This window comes from Streptomyces xingningensis (genome assembly GCF_054957865.1).
In genome coordinates this window covers 81357-97547 of sequence record NZ_JBDJPF010000013.1, presented here as the reverse complement: position 1 = coordinate 97547, position 16191 = coordinate 81357, and the positions used below count along the sequence as shown (strand labels likewise).

Annotated in this window: 18 protein-coding genes; 8 read left to right on the top strand and 10 right to left on the bottom strand. The window is 71.1% G+C overall.

All coding sequences use genetic code 11. The annotated features are described in order from the left end of the window. Window positions 1-11 precede the first annotated feature (11 nt). From ABCR83_RS09940 to ABCR83_RS09930, 3 genes are read right to left on the bottom strand one after another with little or no spacing between them, the layout of a single operon-like run. Entirely contained in the window at window positions 12-140 is a 129-nt protein-coding gene (locus tag ABCR83_RS09940; protein ID WP_462694514.1) for a DUF6126 family protein, read from the bottom strand. After that, entirely contained in the window at window positions 137-496 is a 360-nt protein-coding gene (locus ABCR83_RS09935) for an ArsR/SmtB family transcription factor (protein WP_462694513.1), read from the bottom strand. The genes ABCR83_RS09940 and ABCR83_RS09935 overlap by 4 nt, the downstream gene beginning before the upstream one ends. Before the next feature lie 5 nt (window positions 497-501). Continuing rightward, window positions 502-699, bottom strand: coding sequence for a hypothetical protein (locus ABCR83_RS09930; protein ID WP_462694512.1), 198 nt, complete (start codon window positions 697-699; stop codon window positions 502-504). A 348-nt stretch (window positions 700-1047) separates the two neighbouring features. Between ABCR83_RS09930 and ABCR83_RS09925 the strand changes: the two genes are divergently transcribed. Both ABCR83_RS09925 and ABCR83_RS09920 read left to right on the top strand, forming a co-directional pair. Then, entirely contained in the window at window positions 1048-2916 is a 1869-nt protein-coding gene (locus tag ABCR83_RS09925) for a glycosyltransferase family 2 protein (RefSeq protein ID WP_462694529.1), read from the top strand. Window positions 2917-2940: 24 nt separating this feature from the next. Then, window positions 2941-3087 (top strand): hypothetical protein, encoded by a 147-nt coding sequence (locus ABCR83_RS09920; protein WP_462694511.1) that lies wholly within the window; start codon window positions 2941-2943, stop codon window positions 3085-3087. Here ABCR83_RS09920 and ABCR83_RS09915 read toward each other — a convergent pair. Beyond that, window positions 3077-4195 carry a helix-turn-helix domain-containing protein gene (locus ABCR83_RS09915; protein ID WP_462694510.1) on the bottom strand — a complete coding sequence of 373 codons (1119 nt, stop codon included), beginning with the start codon at window positions 4193-4195 and terminating at the stop codon, window positions 3077-3079. The genes ABCR83_RS09920 and ABCR83_RS09915 overlap by 11 nt on opposite strands. A gap of 388 nt (window positions 4196-4583) precedes the next feature. On the opposite strand from ABCR83_RS09915, the gene ABCR83_RS09910 reads away from it, so the two are divergent. Both ABCR83_RS09910 and ABCR83_RS09905 read left to right on the top strand, forming a co-directional pair. Continuing rightward, on the top strand, window positions 4584-4814 hold the full coding sequence (locus ABCR83_RS09910; RefSeq protein ID WP_462694509.1) for a hypothetical protein: 231 nt from the start codon (window positions 4584-4586) through the stop codon (window positions 4812-4814). Continuing rightward, window positions 4811-5113: a DUF7848 domain-containing protein gene (locus tag ABCR83_RS09905; RefSeq protein WP_462694508.1), complete on the top strand. Its 303-nt coding sequence runs from the start codon at window positions 4811-4813 to the stop codon at window positions 5111-5113. Before ABCR83_RS09910 ends, ABCR83_RS09905 begins: the two co-directional genes overlap by 4 nt. A gap of 83 nt (window positions 5114-5196) precedes the next feature. Here the strand turns inward: ABCR83_RS09905 and ABCR83_RS09900 are convergent, their stop codons facing one another. Both ABCR83_RS09900 and ABCR83_RS09895 read right to left on the bottom strand, forming a co-directional pair. Next, on the bottom strand, window positions 5197-6357 hold the full coding sequence (locus ABCR83_RS09900) for a glycoside hydrolase family 6 protein (RefSeq protein ID WP_462694507.1): 1161 nt from the start codon (window positions 6355-6357) through the stop codon (window positions 5197-5199). A gap of 286 nt (window positions 6358-6643) precedes the next feature. Beyond that, window positions 6644-7705, bottom strand: a complete 1062-nt coding sequence (locus tag ABCR83_RS09895; RefSeq protein WP_462694506.1) for an ATP-dependent DNA ligase — start codon at window positions 7703-7705, stop codon at window positions 6644-6646. Window positions 7706-7782: 77 nt separating this feature from the next. Between ABCR83_RS09895 and ligD the strand changes: the two genes are divergently transcribed. The 3 genes from ligD (at window position 7783) to ABCR83_RS09880 (ending at window position 10665) form a co-directional block, all read left to right on the top strand. Continuing rightward, window positions 7783-8805: a non-homologous end-joining DNA ligase gene (gene ligD, locus ABCR83_RS09890; RefSeq protein ID WP_462694505.1), complete on the top strand. Its 1023-nt coding sequence runs from the start codon at window positions 7783-7785 to the stop codon at window positions 8803-8805. Between the two features lie 104 nt (window positions 8806-8909). Further along, window positions 8910-9320, top strand: coding sequence for an SH3 domain-containing protein (locus ABCR83_RS09885; protein WP_462694504.1), 411 nt, complete (start codon window positions 8910-8912; stop codon window positions 9318-9320). Between the two features lie 157 nt (window positions 9321-9477). Continuing rightward, a complete protein-coding gene (locus tag ABCR83_RS09880; RefSeq protein ID WP_462694503.1) occupies window positions 9478-10665 on the top strand; it encodes a hypothetical protein in 1188 nt (395 codons plus the stop codon). Between the two features lie 7 nt (window positions 10666-10672). Here ABCR83_RS09880 and ABCR83_RS09875 read toward each other — a convergent pair whose 3' ends face one another. Continuing rightward, the gene (locus ABCR83_RS09875; RefSeq protein ID WP_462694502.1) at window positions 10673-11662 is read right to left on the bottom strand and encodes a DUF6528 family protein; all 990 of its coding nucleotides are present in this window, start codon (window positions 11660-11662) and stop codon (window positions 10673-10675) included. Between the two features lie 312 nt (window positions 11663-11974). On the opposite strand from ABCR83_RS09875, the gene ABCR83_RS09870 reads away from it, so the two are divergent. Further along, on the top strand, window positions 11975-12232 hold the full coding sequence (locus ABCR83_RS09870; protein WP_462694501.1) for a hypothetical protein: 258 nt from the start codon (window positions 11975-11977) through the stop codon (window positions 12230-12232). A gap of 23 nt (window positions 12233-12255) precedes the next feature. Here ABCR83_RS09870 and ABCR83_RS09865 read toward each other — a convergent pair whose 3' ends face one another. The 3 genes from ABCR83_RS09865 to ABCR83_RS09855 all read right to left on the bottom strand — a co-directional run bounded on the left by ABCR83_RS09865 (window position 12256) and on the right by ABCR83_RS09855 (window position 16136). Continuing rightward, a complete protein-coding gene (locus ABCR83_RS09865) occupies window positions 12256-13608 on the bottom strand; it encodes a DUF6777 domain-containing protein (protein ID WP_462694500.1) in 1353 nt (450 codons plus the stop codon). Between the two features lie 28 nt (window positions 13609-13636). After that, a complete protein-coding gene (locus tag ABCR83_RS09860) occupies window positions 13637-14902 on the bottom strand; it encodes a serine/threonine-protein kinase (RefSeq protein ID WP_462694499.1) in 1266 nt (421 codons plus the stop codon). Window positions 14903-15008: 106 nt separating this feature from the next. Then, entirely contained in the window at window positions 15009-16136 is a 1128-nt protein-coding gene (locus ABCR83_RS09855) for an alpha/beta hydrolase (protein WP_462694498.1), read from the bottom strand. Window positions 16137-16191 lie beyond the last annotated feature (55 nt).

Genomic DNA, 16191 nt, shown 5'->3' with positions numbered 1-16191 from the left:
ACCGCGCGCCGTCAATTCGAGGCATGCGCCCCGAGGTAGAAGAGCAGCCAGATGAAACCGGCGAGCAGATGGCCCAGGACGACATAGATCAGCACCCGCCAGCCGATCGCCTTCTCCGCGTACTTCTCGCTGTCGTTCACCGCTGCTCCCCGGCCGTCGTCGGTCCATCCGCCCCGCTCCGCAACTCCGTCAGCAATTCCTCCTGGCATGCCAGCAGTTGGGCCAGGATGCGCCGGGCGGTCGCCAGCAGTTCCGCCACATCGCCGCCCGCTAGCGCATAGACGACGGTGGAGCCCTCCCGGGTGGCGGTCACCATGCCCGAGCGGCGCAGCACCGCCAACTGCTGGGAGAGGCTGGACGGTTCGATGCCGATCGCGGCGAGCAGCTCCCGTACCGGCAGCGGGCCGGCCTGCAACAGCTCCAGCACCCGGATGCGCACCGGATGCCCGAGCATCCGGAAGAACTCCGCCTTCGCCTGGTACAGCGGTACGCCCACGCCGATCAACTCCCGCTCCGTCCCGTCGCCGTGCCATCGGTGTCCTCGGTGCAGACGCCGTGTTCGCGGGCCATGCGCAGGGCGTCCTCGAGCTCGTCCTCCGCCAGCGCCGCCGCGAAGACGTCGTCGGCCGCCCGGGCCGCCGCCACGGCGGCGAACGCCGCTCGCACCCGCTCCCGCATCGCCTCGGCGAACGCGCTCACCGCTGCCCCCCTACAAGTGATGAATTGAAGAACTCTGCAATTCTAGGGCACACCTTCCGGGTGGCCCCGGCCGGGTCGGTCGGGGCCACCCCGCGACCGGCGGTCCAGGGCGTCGTCCGCCGCGGTACCCCGGCGCATGGGCCGTGTGGGTGGCGCAGAGGTGTGTCCAGTGCGGTCATCACATGATCGTAGGTCCGGTTTGTTAGGTTTTCTCCGCTGATCTAATGGCTTGCTCAAAGATGGTGTCCGGCTGGGCGCCCTGGTTTCCCGTGTCCATGTGCGGCTGGGGGTGTAGTGGTGGCGGTTTCGCCCAGTGAGGCCAGGTCGGAGGCGGTCGGCGGGGGCGGTATGGGCCGGGGCGGGCTGGGTGCTCCAGGGCTGGGCGGTGCGGGTCCGGGGGGAGGGGAACCGGGAGGGTCCGAGGGGCCGGGCGGCCCGGGGGCGCCGGCGTCCACGGCTGCGAGCGTCGCACCGGAGCGCGACTACGCCGGATACAGCGGGCTGGCAGGGGAGTTGACGGAGCCGCCCGCCGAGGCCTACCGGGTGCGCTACCGCCGGCTGATGGGGCGTACAGCCGGACGGCGGCTGGGGGACTGGCTGTTGGCCGGGGCCGCCCCCCTGCTGTCCTTGGCGCTGCTGGTGTGGCTGATGCGGCCGGAACACTGGGTGGACCGCCCCTATGTCGCCGACTGGCAGCGGGCCGCGGATGCCGTGATGACGGTGTCGATCGGGCTTATCGAGATGTTCCGGCTGGTCAACGTCGTCTCCAATGCGCATGCGACCTGGGTGGCCCGCGACCCGGTGCCGGTGCGGGCGCAGTCCGGCACCAGGGTGGCGTTCCTGACGACCTTTGTGCCGGGCAAGGAACCCTTCTCGATGGTGCGGGCCACCCTGGAGGCGGCGGTGCGCATCACCCACGACGGGGCGCTGGACGTCTGGCTGCTGGACGAGGGCGACGACCCCGAGGTCAAGCGGCTGTGCCGGCGGCTGAGGGTGAGGCACTTCACCCGCAAGGGGGTCGAGCGGTGGAACCAGCCCTCGGGGTCCTTCCGGGCACGGACGAAACACGGCAATTACAACGCCTGGCTCGATGCGCACGGCGCCGACTACGAGTTCATGGCCTGTGTGGACACCGACCATGTGCCGCTGCCGAACTTCCTGGAGCGGATGCTCGGTTACTTCCGTGACCCGGATGTCGCGTTCGTCGTCGGCCCCCAGGTGTACGGCAACTACACCACGCCGGTGACCAAGGCGGCCGAGAGCCAGCAATTCCTGTTCCATGCGCTGATCCAGCGCGCGGGCAACGCCTATGGCGCCCCGATGTACGTCGGCACCAGCAACTGCGTGCGGACCAGCGTGCTGCGGCAGATCGGCGGGCTGTACGACTCCATCACGGAGGACATGGCGACCGGCCTGGAGATCCACCGGCGCCGCAACCCCGTGACCGGACGGCGCTGGCGGTCCGTGTACACCCCGGATGTGCTCGCGGTGGGGGAAGGGCCGTCGTCGTGGACCGACTTCTTCTCCCAGCAGCTGCGCTGGTCGAGGGGGACATACGAGACGCTGCTGCGGCAGTTCTGGCGGGCGGTGTGGTCCATGTCGCCGGGGCGGGTGCTGAACTACACGCTGATGGTGACCTATTACCCGATGGCCGCGGTGAACTGGGTGCTGGGCGGACTGTCGTGCGTGCTGTTCCTCGGGCTCGGCGCCTCGGGGATCGATGTCGACTCCCGGATGTGGCTGATGCTCTACACCGACGCGGCGGCCCTGCAGATCGGGCTGTACATCTGGAACCGGCGGCACAATGTCAGCCCGCATGAGCCGCCCGGCTCCTCCGGGACGGCGGGGATGCTGATGTCCGCGCTCTCGGCCCCCGTGTACGCACGGTCGTTGGCGCAGGCGCTGCTGTGCCGGCGCTCGCGCTTTGTGGTGACGCCCAAGGGGGAATCGGTCAGTCCGGATCACCTGGGAACCTTCCGCACCCATCTGATCTGGGCGGGCGTGTTCGCGGTGTCGCTGGCCGCGTCGGTGGTGTTCGGCCATGAGCATGTGGCGATGCGGGTGTGGGCGCTGCTGGCACTGGCGACCGCGCTGCTGCCGCTGGGGGTGTGGCTGACGGACCGGTGGCGGGAACGACGCGATCCGGTGCCCGTGGTGGCGGGGGACGGGCCGGACGCGGAAGGGGTGCAGCCGGTGGGGCAGCGCAGCCCGGTGTGATGGAGGAGGAAGGCGAAAGGTGACGTGGTGAAGGTCCGCCTGGACAGGAAGACGTGCCGGACGGTGCTGGCCGCCACCGCCCTGATGGCACTGATCGCGGCCAATGGCCCGGCCGCCACCGGGTTCGCCGAGCGGGCCTGGCACGAGCACACCATCAACGTCACACCGTGACTGAGACATCTTGAGCCAGATCTGAAAGCCACAGAGGCACCCCGTGATTTTGGGTGATTTCTTTCAGAATCCCTCGCAATCTACGGTGAGTTCGCCCCGAGGTGACGACTTCCAACATCGGGGCGATATCGATGAGTGTGGACTCGCACTCCCGCCAAGCTTTGGAAGAGCTGTACGCCGCGAGCAAGGCCACACCGTAGTACAGGTTTCCCCGCCGATTGGCGTCTGTGTCGGTGCCAAGCTCCAATGCCCGCCTCATTTTCGGTACAGCGGCGTTTGAGTCTCCGAGGACTAGCAGTGCTTCACCTTCGTGTCCGGTGAGTTCTCGGTCATCGACCCACCATGTCCACGAAGGATCACGACGGATAATGGAGTCTTGAAGGGATGCTCTGGCTGCTGAAAACTCCTTTATGGCCTCTTGTCGCGATCCTGCAATAGCAAGTGAGCGAGCCTTACGGATACGCGCAAGCAATGCGACGCGAGGCGGGATGCGGGACTCGTCAAGAAGTTGATCCGCAATGCGCAGCGTTTCATTCGAACACCGGTGCTCTATTCCGTGCATCGCTAACATGTCGAGAGCAAACCACTTGGCAGGCTTGTCTCCTGCCTGAAGGGCAAGCATGTGAGATTCGAGAAAGGCTGAGCGTGACTCGGCGGGTTTGCCGGAGCCAAACAGTAGCCATCCTGAAACCTGTGCCAACTCAGCCAAGGTCCTCAGGTATTCACTCTGAACTTGGCTAGTGACTACACCGCTGTCTAGCTTCCTCTGGGCACATTTCCAGACCTGAACAGCGGCCGATGCCACCGCATCACTGCCGTAGCGGTTGTCGTGCTCCAGGACGTGATCGATTGTGGTCCGCATGTGCTGAACATCGGCATCCGCGCTGACCGAAGGCGGGGCACTACTCCGTATCGCCGTGGCGGCAAGCTCACCTTCCATCCCAAGTACGCGATCAAGAGCCGCAGCCAACACCTCAGATGGCTGCTGCTTCCCGTTCAGTACCCGAGACAGGTAGGCGGGGTTGTAGTTGGTCGCCCGAGCAGCCTCACGCATAGACATCCCCCTGGCATCCAGGGCATCCCTCAGGCAAGAAGCAAAGTCACTCACGACGGCTCCAGGGGCGGTGTTGACTACGGCCCTTCCAGATTAGTCAACGCTGGTCAACTCCCGCTCGGCTTCAGGGATCCGCTACACCTGACAGCTCAGACCCCGGCGACCGCTAGCACGGCCCCGGGGCATGGCCAACGCCATAGAGGAGCGCTGACATGGTCCACCGTATCCGCCGCTGGCTCCGCCAAGCCAGACGACCCCGCCAACCCGCCAACACCCCCGCACCGGCCTCCTACGCTCGCCCCACCGCACCCATCCCGGCCCCCAAACCCCGATGCGGCTGCCACCACCTCGCAACCCCCGCCCCCAGCAACACCGACACCTTCCTCTGGGCAACCGGCCACGGCTTCGACATCCGCACCCGCCCCAACCGGAAGGAAGACCGATGAGCCGCAGCAAGCTACCCCGCACGGGTTCCTACGTCATGGACACCACCCGAGGCGTCATCGGCCAAGTCATGGACTACGACCACGACAGGACATGCTTCCAACTCCGGCCCCCCAAAGGTGGGTTGGAGTGGGACGCCAACCCGGACGACGTACGGCCCGCCACCGACCGCGAACGCCTCAACGCCAAGGTCCAGGAAGCCAACTCCCGGGCGTGGTGGTCGGCATGAGCGCTCACACCGTCATCCGCTACGCGGACTGGATGATCGGCCCCGACACAGCGCCGGAAGCCCCAGACATCATCCACGAACTCGAATGCACCACGTGCAACGCCCTCTCCGGGCCTGACGAGAACTTCGAGACCGTCCGCACCTGGGCCTTCCGGCACGCCGAAACCCCTCCCACACCGGCTACCGGGAGATCATTCACCGGTTCTGGAGAGCAACCCTGGTGTGAGGTGAGCACACCACCCTGGGGCCCGCCACACGGCGGGCCCCTTTTCACGCCCAGTTACGGTAGCGGAGAGTGAGGGATGGTGACGGGGGTGGACAGAGCTAGGCTCCCTATCACCTATCCCCCCCGGAAGAAACGGTGAAAGGGCGGGACCGGGGCTCACTTCGCCTTCGGCCCGGCGGGCGGAGCCGGGTTCGTCAGGACCGGGGGCGCCGGGGCCGGGGCCGTCGGAGCCGGGGGTGCTGAAGGAGGCGCCTGTGCGGCCGGTTCGGGGGCGAAGGGCGGCGCTTCCGGCGGCTGTGCCGGCGCGGTCGTGGCCAGGCCTAGCGCGTACTCCGCCCACCACTGGCCCGCCGGTGGAGCCCCCCGGCAGGTGCCGTCCGACTCCCCCGGCCGCTTCACCCACACCAGGGCGTCGATGTGTGCGTCGCCGGTGACGGTGGTGGGCGGCGTACCCAGCGCCCGCCCGGGCGGGTTGCACCATGACTCGTCCCCGCCGCCACCGCCGTCGGCAGGCCGCAGCGGGCCATTGCCATTGCGGCTGGTGTCGATGATGTAGTGCGCTCCGCCCAGTCGGCCGGACAGCTCGTTGCCGTAGGCGCGAGTGACCGGTGTGGTGTGGAAGTTGGCCACGTTCAGCGCGAATCCGTCCGCCTGTCCGATCCCGGCCCGCTGCAACGCGGCGGCCAGCAGCCGCTGGTCGGAAATCCAGCCGGCGTTGCCGGCATCGAGGTACACCGAGGTGCCGGGCTGGGCCTTGAACGTCCGTACGGCCTCGGCCAGCAGCGAGAGCCGCTGCTCCGCCGCGGCCGCGGGCACACAGCCGGACGCCCATTGCGCGACGGCGTCGGGTTCGAGGACCACCCAGGCCCGCCGCCCGGCGATCCCCGCCGCCGCCCGCGCCACCCAGCTCCGGTAGGCGGCCGAGTCGGGCGCCCCGCCGGAGGAGTACTGGCCGCAGTCGCGGTGCGGGATGTCATAGGCCACCAGGAGGGGAATGCGATGCGCCGCGGCCGCCTCCCGGGTGACCGTCTCGGCCTGCACAAAGGGGTCATCTCCGGTCAGCCACACGGCGGTTGGCTGCTCGGCGATGCGCTGCACGGATGCCGCGTCCTGCTCCCGGCCCCGCTCCTGCCAGGCCCGCACCTGCTTGGCGGCCCGGCCCAGCGGCTCCACCCAGAACGGCATCCCGGGGGCACCGTCCGAGGCGCCCGCCTGTGCCGGGCGGGCCGGCAGCAGGCACACCGCGCCCACGCATGCCAAGAGGGCGGCGCCCCGCCGGGCACCGCCGAGGATACGGGCCGTACGCGCCCCGGACATCGGCTCCACCCCTTTCGCCTGGGCCCAGGAGGGTGCTGAAGATCTATGCCGGGCTCCCGGCGTCCGGCACGCGCATCTGCAAGGCGGACGGATTCGCCGATAGTGCGTTTCTATCGGCGAATCCGTCCGCCTTGCAGCTGCACGCACCGGACGCCGCTCGCTGATCCGGCCTAGATCTCCAGTACCCTCCTGGGCAGTTGCCTCCAGGCTGAAATGTGAAGCACCGTCAGTTCCTGTTCTGCTGCGCCATAAGGGGGGTTCGCTGCTCCGCGCGAGTGAGCGGGTGCTATCCGCCGAGGATCTGTGCCAGGTCGTAGCCGACCGGCTCCTCGAGCTGTGCATAGGTGCACTGGTGCGGTGCCCGGTCGGGGCGCCAGCGGCGGAAGCGGGCGGTGTGGCGGAACCGGTCGCCCTGCATGTGGTCGTAGGCGACCTCGCACACCCGCTCCGGGCGCAGCGCAACCCAGGACAGGTCCTTCTTGCCCGTCCAGCGGCTCGGGCCGCCCGGCAGCCGGCCGGCGGCCTGGGCGTCCGCGCTCGTCCAGTCCTCCCAGGGATGGCCTGCGGCGGAGGGAATCCGCAGCGGCTCCAGCTCGGTCATCAGCTCCTGGCGGCGGTGCATGGGGAAGGCGGAGCACACTCCGACGTGCTGGAGACGGCCGGCCCGGTCGTACAGGCCGAGCAGCAGGGAGCCGACCACCGGGCCGCTCTTGTGGAACCGCAGGCCCGCCACCACACAGTCGGCGGTCCGCTCGTGCTTGACCTTGAACATCACCCGTTCGCCGGGCAGATAGGGCAGACCGGGCGGCTTGGCGACGACCCCGTCCAGGCCCGCGCCCTCGAACTGCTCGAACCAGCCCCGGGCGACCTCGAGGTCATAGGTCGCCGGAGCGACGAAGACCGGGTCGCCCGCGTCGCGCAACGCGGCCGTCAGCGCCTGACGGCGGGTCCGCTGATCCGTGCGCAGCAACGACTCGTCGCCCAGGGCCAGCAGATCGAAGGCCACAAAGGCGGCCGGGGTGACCTCGGCCAGCCGGCGTACCCGGGAGTCGGCCGGGTGGATGCGCTCCAGCAGCGCATCGAAGTCCAGGCGCCCGCCCCGGGCGATGACGATCTCCCCGTCCAGCACGCAGCGCGGCGGCAGTTGCCGCCGCAGGCCCTCGGTGAGCTCGGGGAAGTAGCGGGTCAACGGCTTGCCGGAGCGGCTGCCCAGCTCGATCTCGTCGCCGTCGCGGAAGACGATGGCCCGGAAGCCGTCCCACTTGGCCTCGTACAGCATGCCCGGCGGGATGGCCGCCGCGGGCTTCGCCAGCATCGGTTGCACGGGTGGCAGCACCGGGAGGTCCATGATCCCGATTGTGGGTGCCCACCGGCGCCCGCGCCCGCCGACGGGCGACCGTACCGAGGGCGATCTAGCGTGGCCGCATGGCACAGGCGCTGGAGCTCACCGTCGGCGAGCGGACGGTACGGCTGTCCAATCCGGAGAAGGTCTACTTTCCCCGGCGCGGGTTCACCAAGTACGACGTCGCCCGCTACTACCTGAGTGTCGCCGACGGCGTCGTGCGGGCGCTGAGGGACCGTCCGACGACGCTGGAGCGCTACCCCGACGGCGTGGAAGGCGAGTCCTTTTTCCAAAAACGGGCGCCCAAGAACCTCCCCGAGTGGATCCCCACCGGCCGGATCGCCTTCCCCAGCGGCCGGTACGCCGACGAGATCTGCCCCACCGAGGCCGCCGCCGTGCTGTGGGCGGCCAACCTGGGCTGCCTGACCTTCCACCCCTGGCCGGTGCGGCGCACCGACACCGACCACCCCGACGAACTGCGCATCGACCTCGACCCACAGCCCGGCACCGGGTACGCCGACGCGGTACGTGCCGCCCTCGAGCTGCGCGGGGTGCTGGACCAACTCGGCCTGGCCGGCTGGCCGAAGACCTCCGGCGGCCGCGGCCTGCACGTCTTCGTGCCCATCGCCCCGCGGTGGACCTTCGTCCAGGTGCGGCGCGCGGCCATCGCGGTCGCCCGGGAGCTGGAGCGGCGGGCGCCCGGACGCATCACCACCGCGTGGTGGAAGGAGGAGCGGGGCGCCAAGGTCTTCGTCGACTACAACCAGACCGCCCGGGACCGCACCATCGCCAGCGCCTACTCCGTACGGCCCCGCCCGCACGCCCCCGTTTCCGCGCCCCTGCTGTGGGACGAGGTGGCCGACGCCGTTCCCGAGGACTTCGACCTCGTCACCATGCCGGCCCGCTATGCGGCCCTGGGCGATGTGCACGCCGCCATGGACACCCGCTCCTGCGGGCTGGAGGCCGCGCTCGACCTGGCCGCCCGGGACGAGCACGACCACGGTCTCGGGGATCTGCCCTACCCGCCGGAGCACCCGAAGATGGCGGGCGAGCCCAAGCGAGTCCAGCCCAGCCGCGCCCGGCAACCGCCATCCGGCCATGACTGACCACCGCGATAATCACCCCTCTCCACTCTTCGATCGCGTTTATACGGTCATTGTGAGTGGAACCTGGGCAATGCGTTATCCACTTCGCACAAGGGAAGTTCCTCATGTTCAGGACACTCGCACATCGCAGCAGAAAGGTGTCGGCCGCCTTGATCGCGGCCGCCGCGCTCGGTGGCTCACTGCTGGCCGTCACCCCCGGCCACGCTGCCTCGGAGGGGGCGCCGCCCGCCAAACCGTACGGCACCGTCACCGCCTCGACGGGCGTCAACGAACGCATGTACCCGAGTACCGACTCCCCCTCGCGCGGCGTCTTCCGCTACCGCACCCAGGTGGGCCCGCGATGCCGGGTCCGCGCGCAGGACATCGCCGGCAACTCCGTCTGGTTCCTGCTGCGGGACCGCAACACCTGGGTCGCGGCGAAGTACATCGACAGCAGGGGAGAGGTCCCGCTGTGCCGGACCCTCAACCGCACCGCGGCGGACCAGAGCACCGAGGTCCGGAACGCCATGGGGTGACCGCCCCCGCGCCCGGCCACTGAGAAGTCCAGGTCCCGTCCGGAACGACCGGGCGGGACCTGAGCCGTCCCCGGACAGGGGGAATACCGGTCTGGAGTCCAGGACCGGCGCCTACAGTTGCCCTACGCACGTCACGGACGCCGGAAGGAAGAACGCGTTGGACCACCTGACCCATGGTTGTGTTCTGCTGCTGGACGGCACTCCTGACCGGCGGCGGGGCACCCTGCCGAATCCGACCGCGCACGCCATCGCCGGTGCCAACCCCCGCACCCTGCTCGCCGCCGGCCAGACCGACGTGGTGCAGCTCCCCGCCATGGCGGGCCCGCAGAGCGTGCTGGCCTACCTCCAGCACGCCGTCCTGGTGCCGGGCCCCCTGCTGGTGTGGGTCACCGGCCATCTGATGGTCCCGGCCCGCCGCGGCAGACAGCTGCATCTCGCGCTGCGCGAGAGCACCCCCGCCACCGTCCGCTACAGCGGCCTGCCGTGGGAGTGGCTCACCCGCACCCTGGGCGAGCACACCGGCCCGACCCTGCTCCTGGTCGACGTCGAGGCCGACGGCCACAGCTGGCCGTATGTCGCCGCCGCGGCCCGGGACGGACAACTCGCCGGGGGACTGGCGGTCTGTGGGGCCGTCACCCCCACCCCGGACCGGCCGCCGGTGGAGGCCGGACCCTACACCCGCGCCTTCCTCACCGCGCTCAGCGTCGGCCACCCCACCGCGGGGCCGGTCCTCGATCCCGCGCTGCTCCACCACCTGGCCCTGGGCCAGGCCGTGCTGCCCGACGGCCTGCTGGCCCTGCAGCACGGCACGGCCGGTCCGGTGCTGGCCAATCCCGCGCACCCCACCCCCGCGGCACCGGCCTCCGCCGCACCCGTGCCTCCGCCGCCCGTCGCCGCCCCGGTGCCCGCTCCCGCCGAGCCGCCGGAGGAGGACCCGCTGCCCCGCATCCTCGCCGCCGCCAACGCCGGCCGGCACAACGAGGCGGCGGCCATGGCCGCCGCCTGGGAACAGCAGGTGCTGCGCCGGCACGGTCCGCAGAGCGCCGAGGCCGGGCTGTGGGTCGAGGTGCGCGCGGACCTCGCCCGGCTGGCGGGCGACCATCCGCGCGCCGCCGAACTGTGGATGTCGGCCGCGGCCGGCCGCCTGGCCAGGGGTGGTCCGACGGATGCCGAGGCGGTCGCCGCGCTGAAGCGGGCCCACTACTGCTGGCAGCACAGTGGCGACCGGGCGCGGCCGCTGGCCCCCGCCCTGCTGGCCCTGTGGGAGCAGGTCCCCGACAGCGTCGAGGCGGCCGCCGATGTCCGTGCCCGGCTGCGGGCGGGGCCCCGTCCCGTTTCCCGGTGACCGCCGGTCACCGGCCCCGGTTGGCGGTCCACCAGCGGGCCTTGTACATCCCGCCGTGCACCAGCCTCCGGGTGCCGTCGGGCTGATACAGGGTCAGGGTGGCGGTGCACCAGCTGCAGGCGTTGCCGCGTTCGGGCCTGGCGAGCAGGATCTGCCCGGTGCTGGGGTCGTCCCCGATGCTCTTGACGTCCGGGGCGCTGATCCGCGACTGGAGCGGGTATCCGACGAACCGCCGCTGCGCGGTCGCGTACTGGTAGACCCCGGAGCCGGTGGTCACCCACAGCCGGCCGGGGGAGGCGAGGACGGGCGCCAGGTCATGGCCGCTCCGGGTGGGCAGGGCGGTGCGGTGGACGACCGTGAGCCCCGGGTCGTCGTCGGGGCCGCTCACCCGCAGCGCGATGAGCTCCCGACTGCCCAGCGCCCACAGCAGCCCGGTGTGCGGATCCCAGTGCACCCCGTGCGCCCCGGACAGCGGGACCTGGGCGTGCTCGGTGGCCCGGGGGCCGATGGAGGCGGCGTACAGGCGCACATAGCCGCCGGTGCTGGCCGCCACCGCGACATTCCCGTCGGGCAACAGGTCGATGCTGTGCGCATTGCCGGTGCCGGTGTCGGCCGCCCAGTACACGCTCCGGCCGGGGTAGCCGATCACCGCGGCCAGCCCGCCCGAGGCGGTGGCCAGCAGATAGCGCCGGCCGTTGAGCTCCCGGAGCTTGGCCTCGCTCGGATTGGTCCACGAGGTGCCGGGATCCAGGTCGGCCAGCTCGTCCCGGCCGTCGGGGCTCCATGACCAGAGCACTCCCGGGTCGTCGCCGTCGGCATCCCACCGGGCCTGGTCCCCCCTCAGCACATAGACGGAGCGAGTGGCCTGATCGGCCGTCACGATCGGTGACGACCGCGCCGCCCGGCCGTGCCGGGGACCCGGCCGCGCGCTCGCCGCGCCGGACGGGACGAGCACCAGGAGCGCGGCGAGTGCGGCGGTGGCCCAGCGGCCTCTCACCTCGATGCCCTGGCGGATGGGGTCGCATGCTGCACGCGGAGCTCCTTCGCTGTGACCCGACGGGCCGTTCACCGGCCGTACGAGCCGCCAGGATCGGCCGGTTCGGCACGCGGGCGACGGCGCCACGCTCGGCACTCAGCCGGACGGCCGAGGCGCGGCGACCGGGGACCGGCGTGGCAGCCCGGGCGCTGTCGAGTCCGTGAAATGGCCCCCGGGCGCCGGTGTGCGCCGGCCGGCCTTGCGGCAAGCTGGTGGCCGGGGTCGGCGCGGCGTGAACGGGGGAGCATGGAAGATCGGTCAGGATCTGGTCAAATGCCCGACGACGAGCGGGAGTTCCCGGGTTTCGTCGCCGTCTCCGCACTGCTGACCGGCAGGGGAACGGCCGAGTTGCGGGCCACCGGAAGGGTTCGGCGGTACCACCAGGCCATCATCGACCGGGTGGGCCGGGCGGCCGTGGGGCGCTTCCTCGACGACCTGGCCGCCGCCGGGGGCAACCCGGAGGCCATCGTCGACGAGGGGTCGCGCGAGGTGGCTCGTGCGATTGTGGCTCTGTGGCGCTCGAGTGAGTGATGGTCCTGGCGACACACCGCCGGTTACGGCAGTGACGCGGATGACGGCTGTGAACCGGGCGCGGGATGGCCGGGCTTGACGGGCGCCGGTTCGCCGCCGGGCGGGTGCGGTGCCAGGGTGGGAGGCGTCGGATGCGCGGGTGGCACCGGTGGCTCGGCGAGGGTGGGTCGATGGGGCGAGGGTACGTGGTCCGGTGGGGGCTTGGGTGCAAGTGGTGCCGATGAGGGAGGCGCTGGCCTTGAAGTCGCAGGTGCGGGTGGCTCCTTGGAGGTTGCGGGGGCCAGGGGTTCCTTGGGGGTCTCCGGGGCGGGAGGTGCTTCCCTGGAGGCGGAGGTTGCCGGTGCGGGAGGTGCCGCCTCGGAGGTCACCGGGGCGGGGGATGTCTCGTCGGACCCCGACGGGGGCCGCGCTTCCCGGGAGGCAGGCGGCGGTGCGGACGTCTCCGCCGGGGCGGGCCGTGACGGCGCTTCCGTGGCGGCGGACGGCGGTTCGGCGGACGGCGGTGCGGCCGAGGTGGGCAGCTGCTGGTGCGGGGGCGTGGGTGTGAGGGTGGGCGCGGGCGGCGGTGCCGTGCCGGACGGGCGCGTGGGCACCGGACCGGAGGAAGCGTGCGTGGGCGCGGGCGGGGGGTTCCAGTGGAACACCGTGGAGTCATGGGTGCCGTCGTTGCCGACCTCCCGGTCGAAGGCCTTGTCCTGCTCGAAGGGGTCGACCAGCGGGATGTTCTTCATCGGTCCCTGGTCCTCGGTCCTGGGCCTGATGACCGTGACCCCTTCCCCCTGGAACCCCTCCCAGCGCCTGCCCTGGTAGGAGGAGGCCTGCAGATCGACGGGCGCGTCCGGCTCACCCAGCGGATTCCCGCAGTTGCACTTGACCGCCGGCCGTCCATATCCGTCGACGAGCACCGCCATGCCGGCCTGCAGCACCGACAGATAGGCGGAAGTCCGGCCGCCACCCTCATAGTTGTGGTTCTTCACGAGGGTGTCATGGAGCAGGACCACCGGCGTCAGGCCCGCTATGTGCGCGGCGATCCGGTCGGCGCCGATGCCGCGTACCGCCGCCCATGCCTTCGCCTTGACCCGATCGGCACCGAGCTCCCTGACCAGGCGGTCCTTGTCGCACTGGCTGGCCCGGCGAGTGCCGCCGAACGCACCCCGGGCGTCCCCGGCCGTCTCCCCTCCGCCGCCCTGCGAACCGACACCCCGCAGATCACTCTCCGGGGCCCTCAGGAACGGGCCGGTGCCCGTCACCCCGACACCCTCCAGCGCCACCCGGGCGGCCTTCGCCCGGGGAGCCGTCGACGAGGAGGAACACCCCGCCACTCCCAGGGCGCCGATCAGTATGAGCAGCACGACCGGCCACCGGCACTTCTCCATCTGTCCGTCCCCCCGTCCCGGCGTCAATTCACTGTGTACCGCAGGCCGTTACCCAACCGCCTCCGCAGGTGGCGGTGGAGCTCTCCGCCGGATAGCCCGGCTGGGCCGGGTAGCCGGAGGGGGTGACCGGCGCGGTCGTCGGCTGCTCCGCCGGCCGGGGCGAGACGGACGGGGTGGACACGCCCGCGGAGGGCCCGGTGCCCGCTCCTGCCCCGTCCCCGCCCCGGTCGATCAGCACGGCGGCGACGCCCCCGCCGATGAGCAGCAATACCAGCACGGGGGCCAGGAACAACAGCGCCCTGCGACGCCGGGGGTCGGGCACCGGGCGCGTCGGGGGGCCGAAGGACGGCTGCCCCGAGGACGGCACGCTCACCGACCGCAGAGCGACGGGCCGCGGCGCAACGGCCGGTACGTCGGGCGTGGTGGGAACGTACGCCACCGCGGGCGGTGGCCCGGCGAGCCGGCCCGCCGCCACGGCATCGAGCAGCCGCTGCGCCTCCGCCGAACCCATCCGGGTCTGCGGGTCCTTGCGGAGCAGCCCCGCCAGCAGGGGGGTGAGCGGCCCGGCCCGCCGTGGCGGCGGCGGCTCGTCCTGGACCACGGCCTGCAAGGTGCTGAGCGCCGAGGTGCGGCGGAACGGGGAGACCCCCTCGACGGCCGCGTACAGCGTGGTGCCGAGCGACCACAGATCCGACGGAGTGCCCGGGCGCCGGCCGAGCGCACGCTCCGGGGCCAGGTAGTCCGGCGAGCCGATCAGGTCACCGGTGCGGGTGAGCGTCCCCGAGCCCTCGACCTGGGCGATGCCGAAGTCGGTGAGCACCACCCGGCCTCCGGGCTCCAGCAGCACATTGGCGGGCTTGACATCCCGGTGCAGCACCCCCACGGCGTGCGCGCTGCGCAGCGCCTGAAGCACCGAACTCCCGATCCGGGCGGCCTCCTTGGGGTCGAGGATGCCGTCCTGCTCCAGGACGTCGGCGAGGGACCGCCCGCGCACCAGCTCCATGACTATCCAGGGCCGGCCCTCCTGCTCCACCACGTCATGCACCGTGATCACGCAGGGGTGGCTGACCCGGGCCGCGGCCCGGGCCTCCTGCATCAGCCGTGCGTACAGCACCCGGACGTCGGCTTCCCGCATCCGGTCCGGGGCCCGGACCTCCTTCGCCGCCACCTCGCGGCCGAGGAGTTCGTCGAAGGCCCGCCAGACCACTCCCATGCCCCCGCTGCCCAGCTGCCCGACGAGCCGGTACCGCCCGGCCAGCAGCGGCTGCCGCCGCTCCGCGCTCATGGTGTCCATGCCGTACGCCCTTTCCCCCTACGCACAGGACCGTACGTATTCGGGCCACACCGGCTGAGACGAGGCTGCCCGCGATCGCGTTCCCGCACTCCGCGGCAGGGGGCGCTCAGTGACCCGCTGAGAGCTCCCTGTCGAGCCAGCGCAATACGACGGGGTATTCCTCGCGCCAGGTCTGGAAGTTGTGCCCGCCCTGGTCCCGTACGAGCTTGGTGACCCTCGTCGGCGCCTTCGCCTTTTCCGCGAATTTCATGGTGTCCCGGTAGTTCTGCTTGTAATCTGCACCGCTCTTGCTGGTGGACAGCAGCAGGGACACCGGCGGCGGGGGCAGGTGCTCCACCCGCCAGATCAGGTCGGCCTCGTTCCTGAGCTTTGCGCTTCCGGCGTAGAGGTCACCGGTGTCGTGGTCCTGGCGGGCGAAGTAGTCGGCGGACAGCCCGGCCCCGGCGCCATAGCGGGCCGGGTTGGTCATGGCCATCTTCAGGGCGCAGTAGCCGCCGGTGGAGTCGCCCACCGCGCCCCAGGCGCCGGTGGAGCCGTCGGCGCGGTAGACGTCGTTGACGGCGATCGGGAGGTCCTGGTTGAAGAAGGTGAGCGCCTGTGGACCGCCGGGCACATCGGTGCAGTTGGTGTCGCGGTCGGCCACCACCGAGGGGCGGACCATGAGGACGATCACCGGCCTCATCCGCCGGTCCATGATGGCCGCGGAGGCAGCTTGCGGGACCTTGATCTGGGTGATGAGGTTCTTGGACACGCCGGGTTGGCCGGTGATCGAGACGATCACCGGGAACCGGTCCTTCTCATGGCCCTTCTGGAAGTACTGCGGCGGCAGATAGGCATAGCCGTCCATGCCGAGCCCGCTGACCGGTCCGCGGATCGCTATGCGGTCCACCTGGCCGGCCTTCTCGCGCGATCCCTTCAGTCCCACCGACTCCTGCCCCTTCACCACGAGCGCGGGCGGCCGCTTTCCGCCGTCCGCGCCCGGCTGCAGCTCCTGGTGGCCGGAGGCGCGGCCCAGCAGTTCGTTCCAGGTGGAGTAGAAACCGAACTCGTTGTTGGCCTCGACGAGGAGTACGGCCAGGACGGTCGCCTGGAACAGCACCAGCAGACCCAGGCGCGAGGCCAGCGCGAGCAGTCCCCGCCGCGCGACCCGGGGCCACAGCCACAGCACCAGGGCGCACATCGCAATGGCGGTCAACACCAGGACCAGCAGCAGGGTCTGCGAGGTGAGGCCCATGTGTCACTCCTCTGTGCAGGGCATTTGCTCCTGGAGAGGGAGACGGCCGGGGCGA

Coding starts and splice junctions, on each gene's coding strand:
- ABCR83_RS09870 (WP_462694501.1), top strand. CDS start 11,975: ATGCCCGACGACGAGCGGGAGTTCCCGGGTTTCGTCGCCGTCTCCGCA.
- ABCR83_RS09885 (WP_462694504.1), top strand. CDS start 8,910: ATGTTCAGGACACTCGCACATCGCAGCAGAAAGGTGTCGGCCGCCTTG.
- ABCR83_RS09860 (WP_462694499.1), bottom strand. CDS start 14,902: ATGGACACCATGAGCGCGGAGCGGCGGCAGCCGCTGCTGGCCGGGCGG.
- ABCR83_RS09910 (WP_462694509.1), top strand. CDS start 4,584: ATGAGCCGCAGCAAGCTACCCCGCACGGGTTCCTACGTCATGGACACC.
- ABCR83_RS09855 (WP_462694498.1), bottom strand. CDS start 16,136: ATGGGCCTCACCTCGCAGACCCTGCTGCTGGTCCTGGTGTTGACCGCC.
- ABCR83_RS09905 (WP_462694508.1), top strand. CDS start 4,811: ATGAGCGCTCACACCGTCATCCGCTACGCGGACTGGATGATCGGCCCC.
- ABCR83_RS09895 (WP_462694506.1), bottom strand. CDS start 7,705: ATGGACCTCCCGGTGCTGCCACCCGTGCAACCGATGCTGGCGAAGCCC.
- ABCR83_RS09900 (WP_462694507.1), bottom strand. CDS start 6,357: ATGTCCGGGGCGCGTACGGCCCGTATCCTCGGCGGTGCCCGGCGGGGC.
- ligD (WP_462694505.1), top strand. CDS start 7,783: ATGGCACAGGCGCTGGAGCTCACCGTCGGCGAGCGGACGGTACGGCTG.
- ABCR83_RS09865 (WP_462694500.1), bottom strand. CDS start 13,608: ATGGAGAAGTGCCGGTGGCCGGTCGTGCTGCTCATACTGATCGGCGCC.
- ABCR83_RS09925 (WP_462694529.1), top strand. CDS start 1,048: ATGGGCCGGGGCGGGCTGGGTGCTCCAGGGCTGGGCGGTGCGGGTCCG.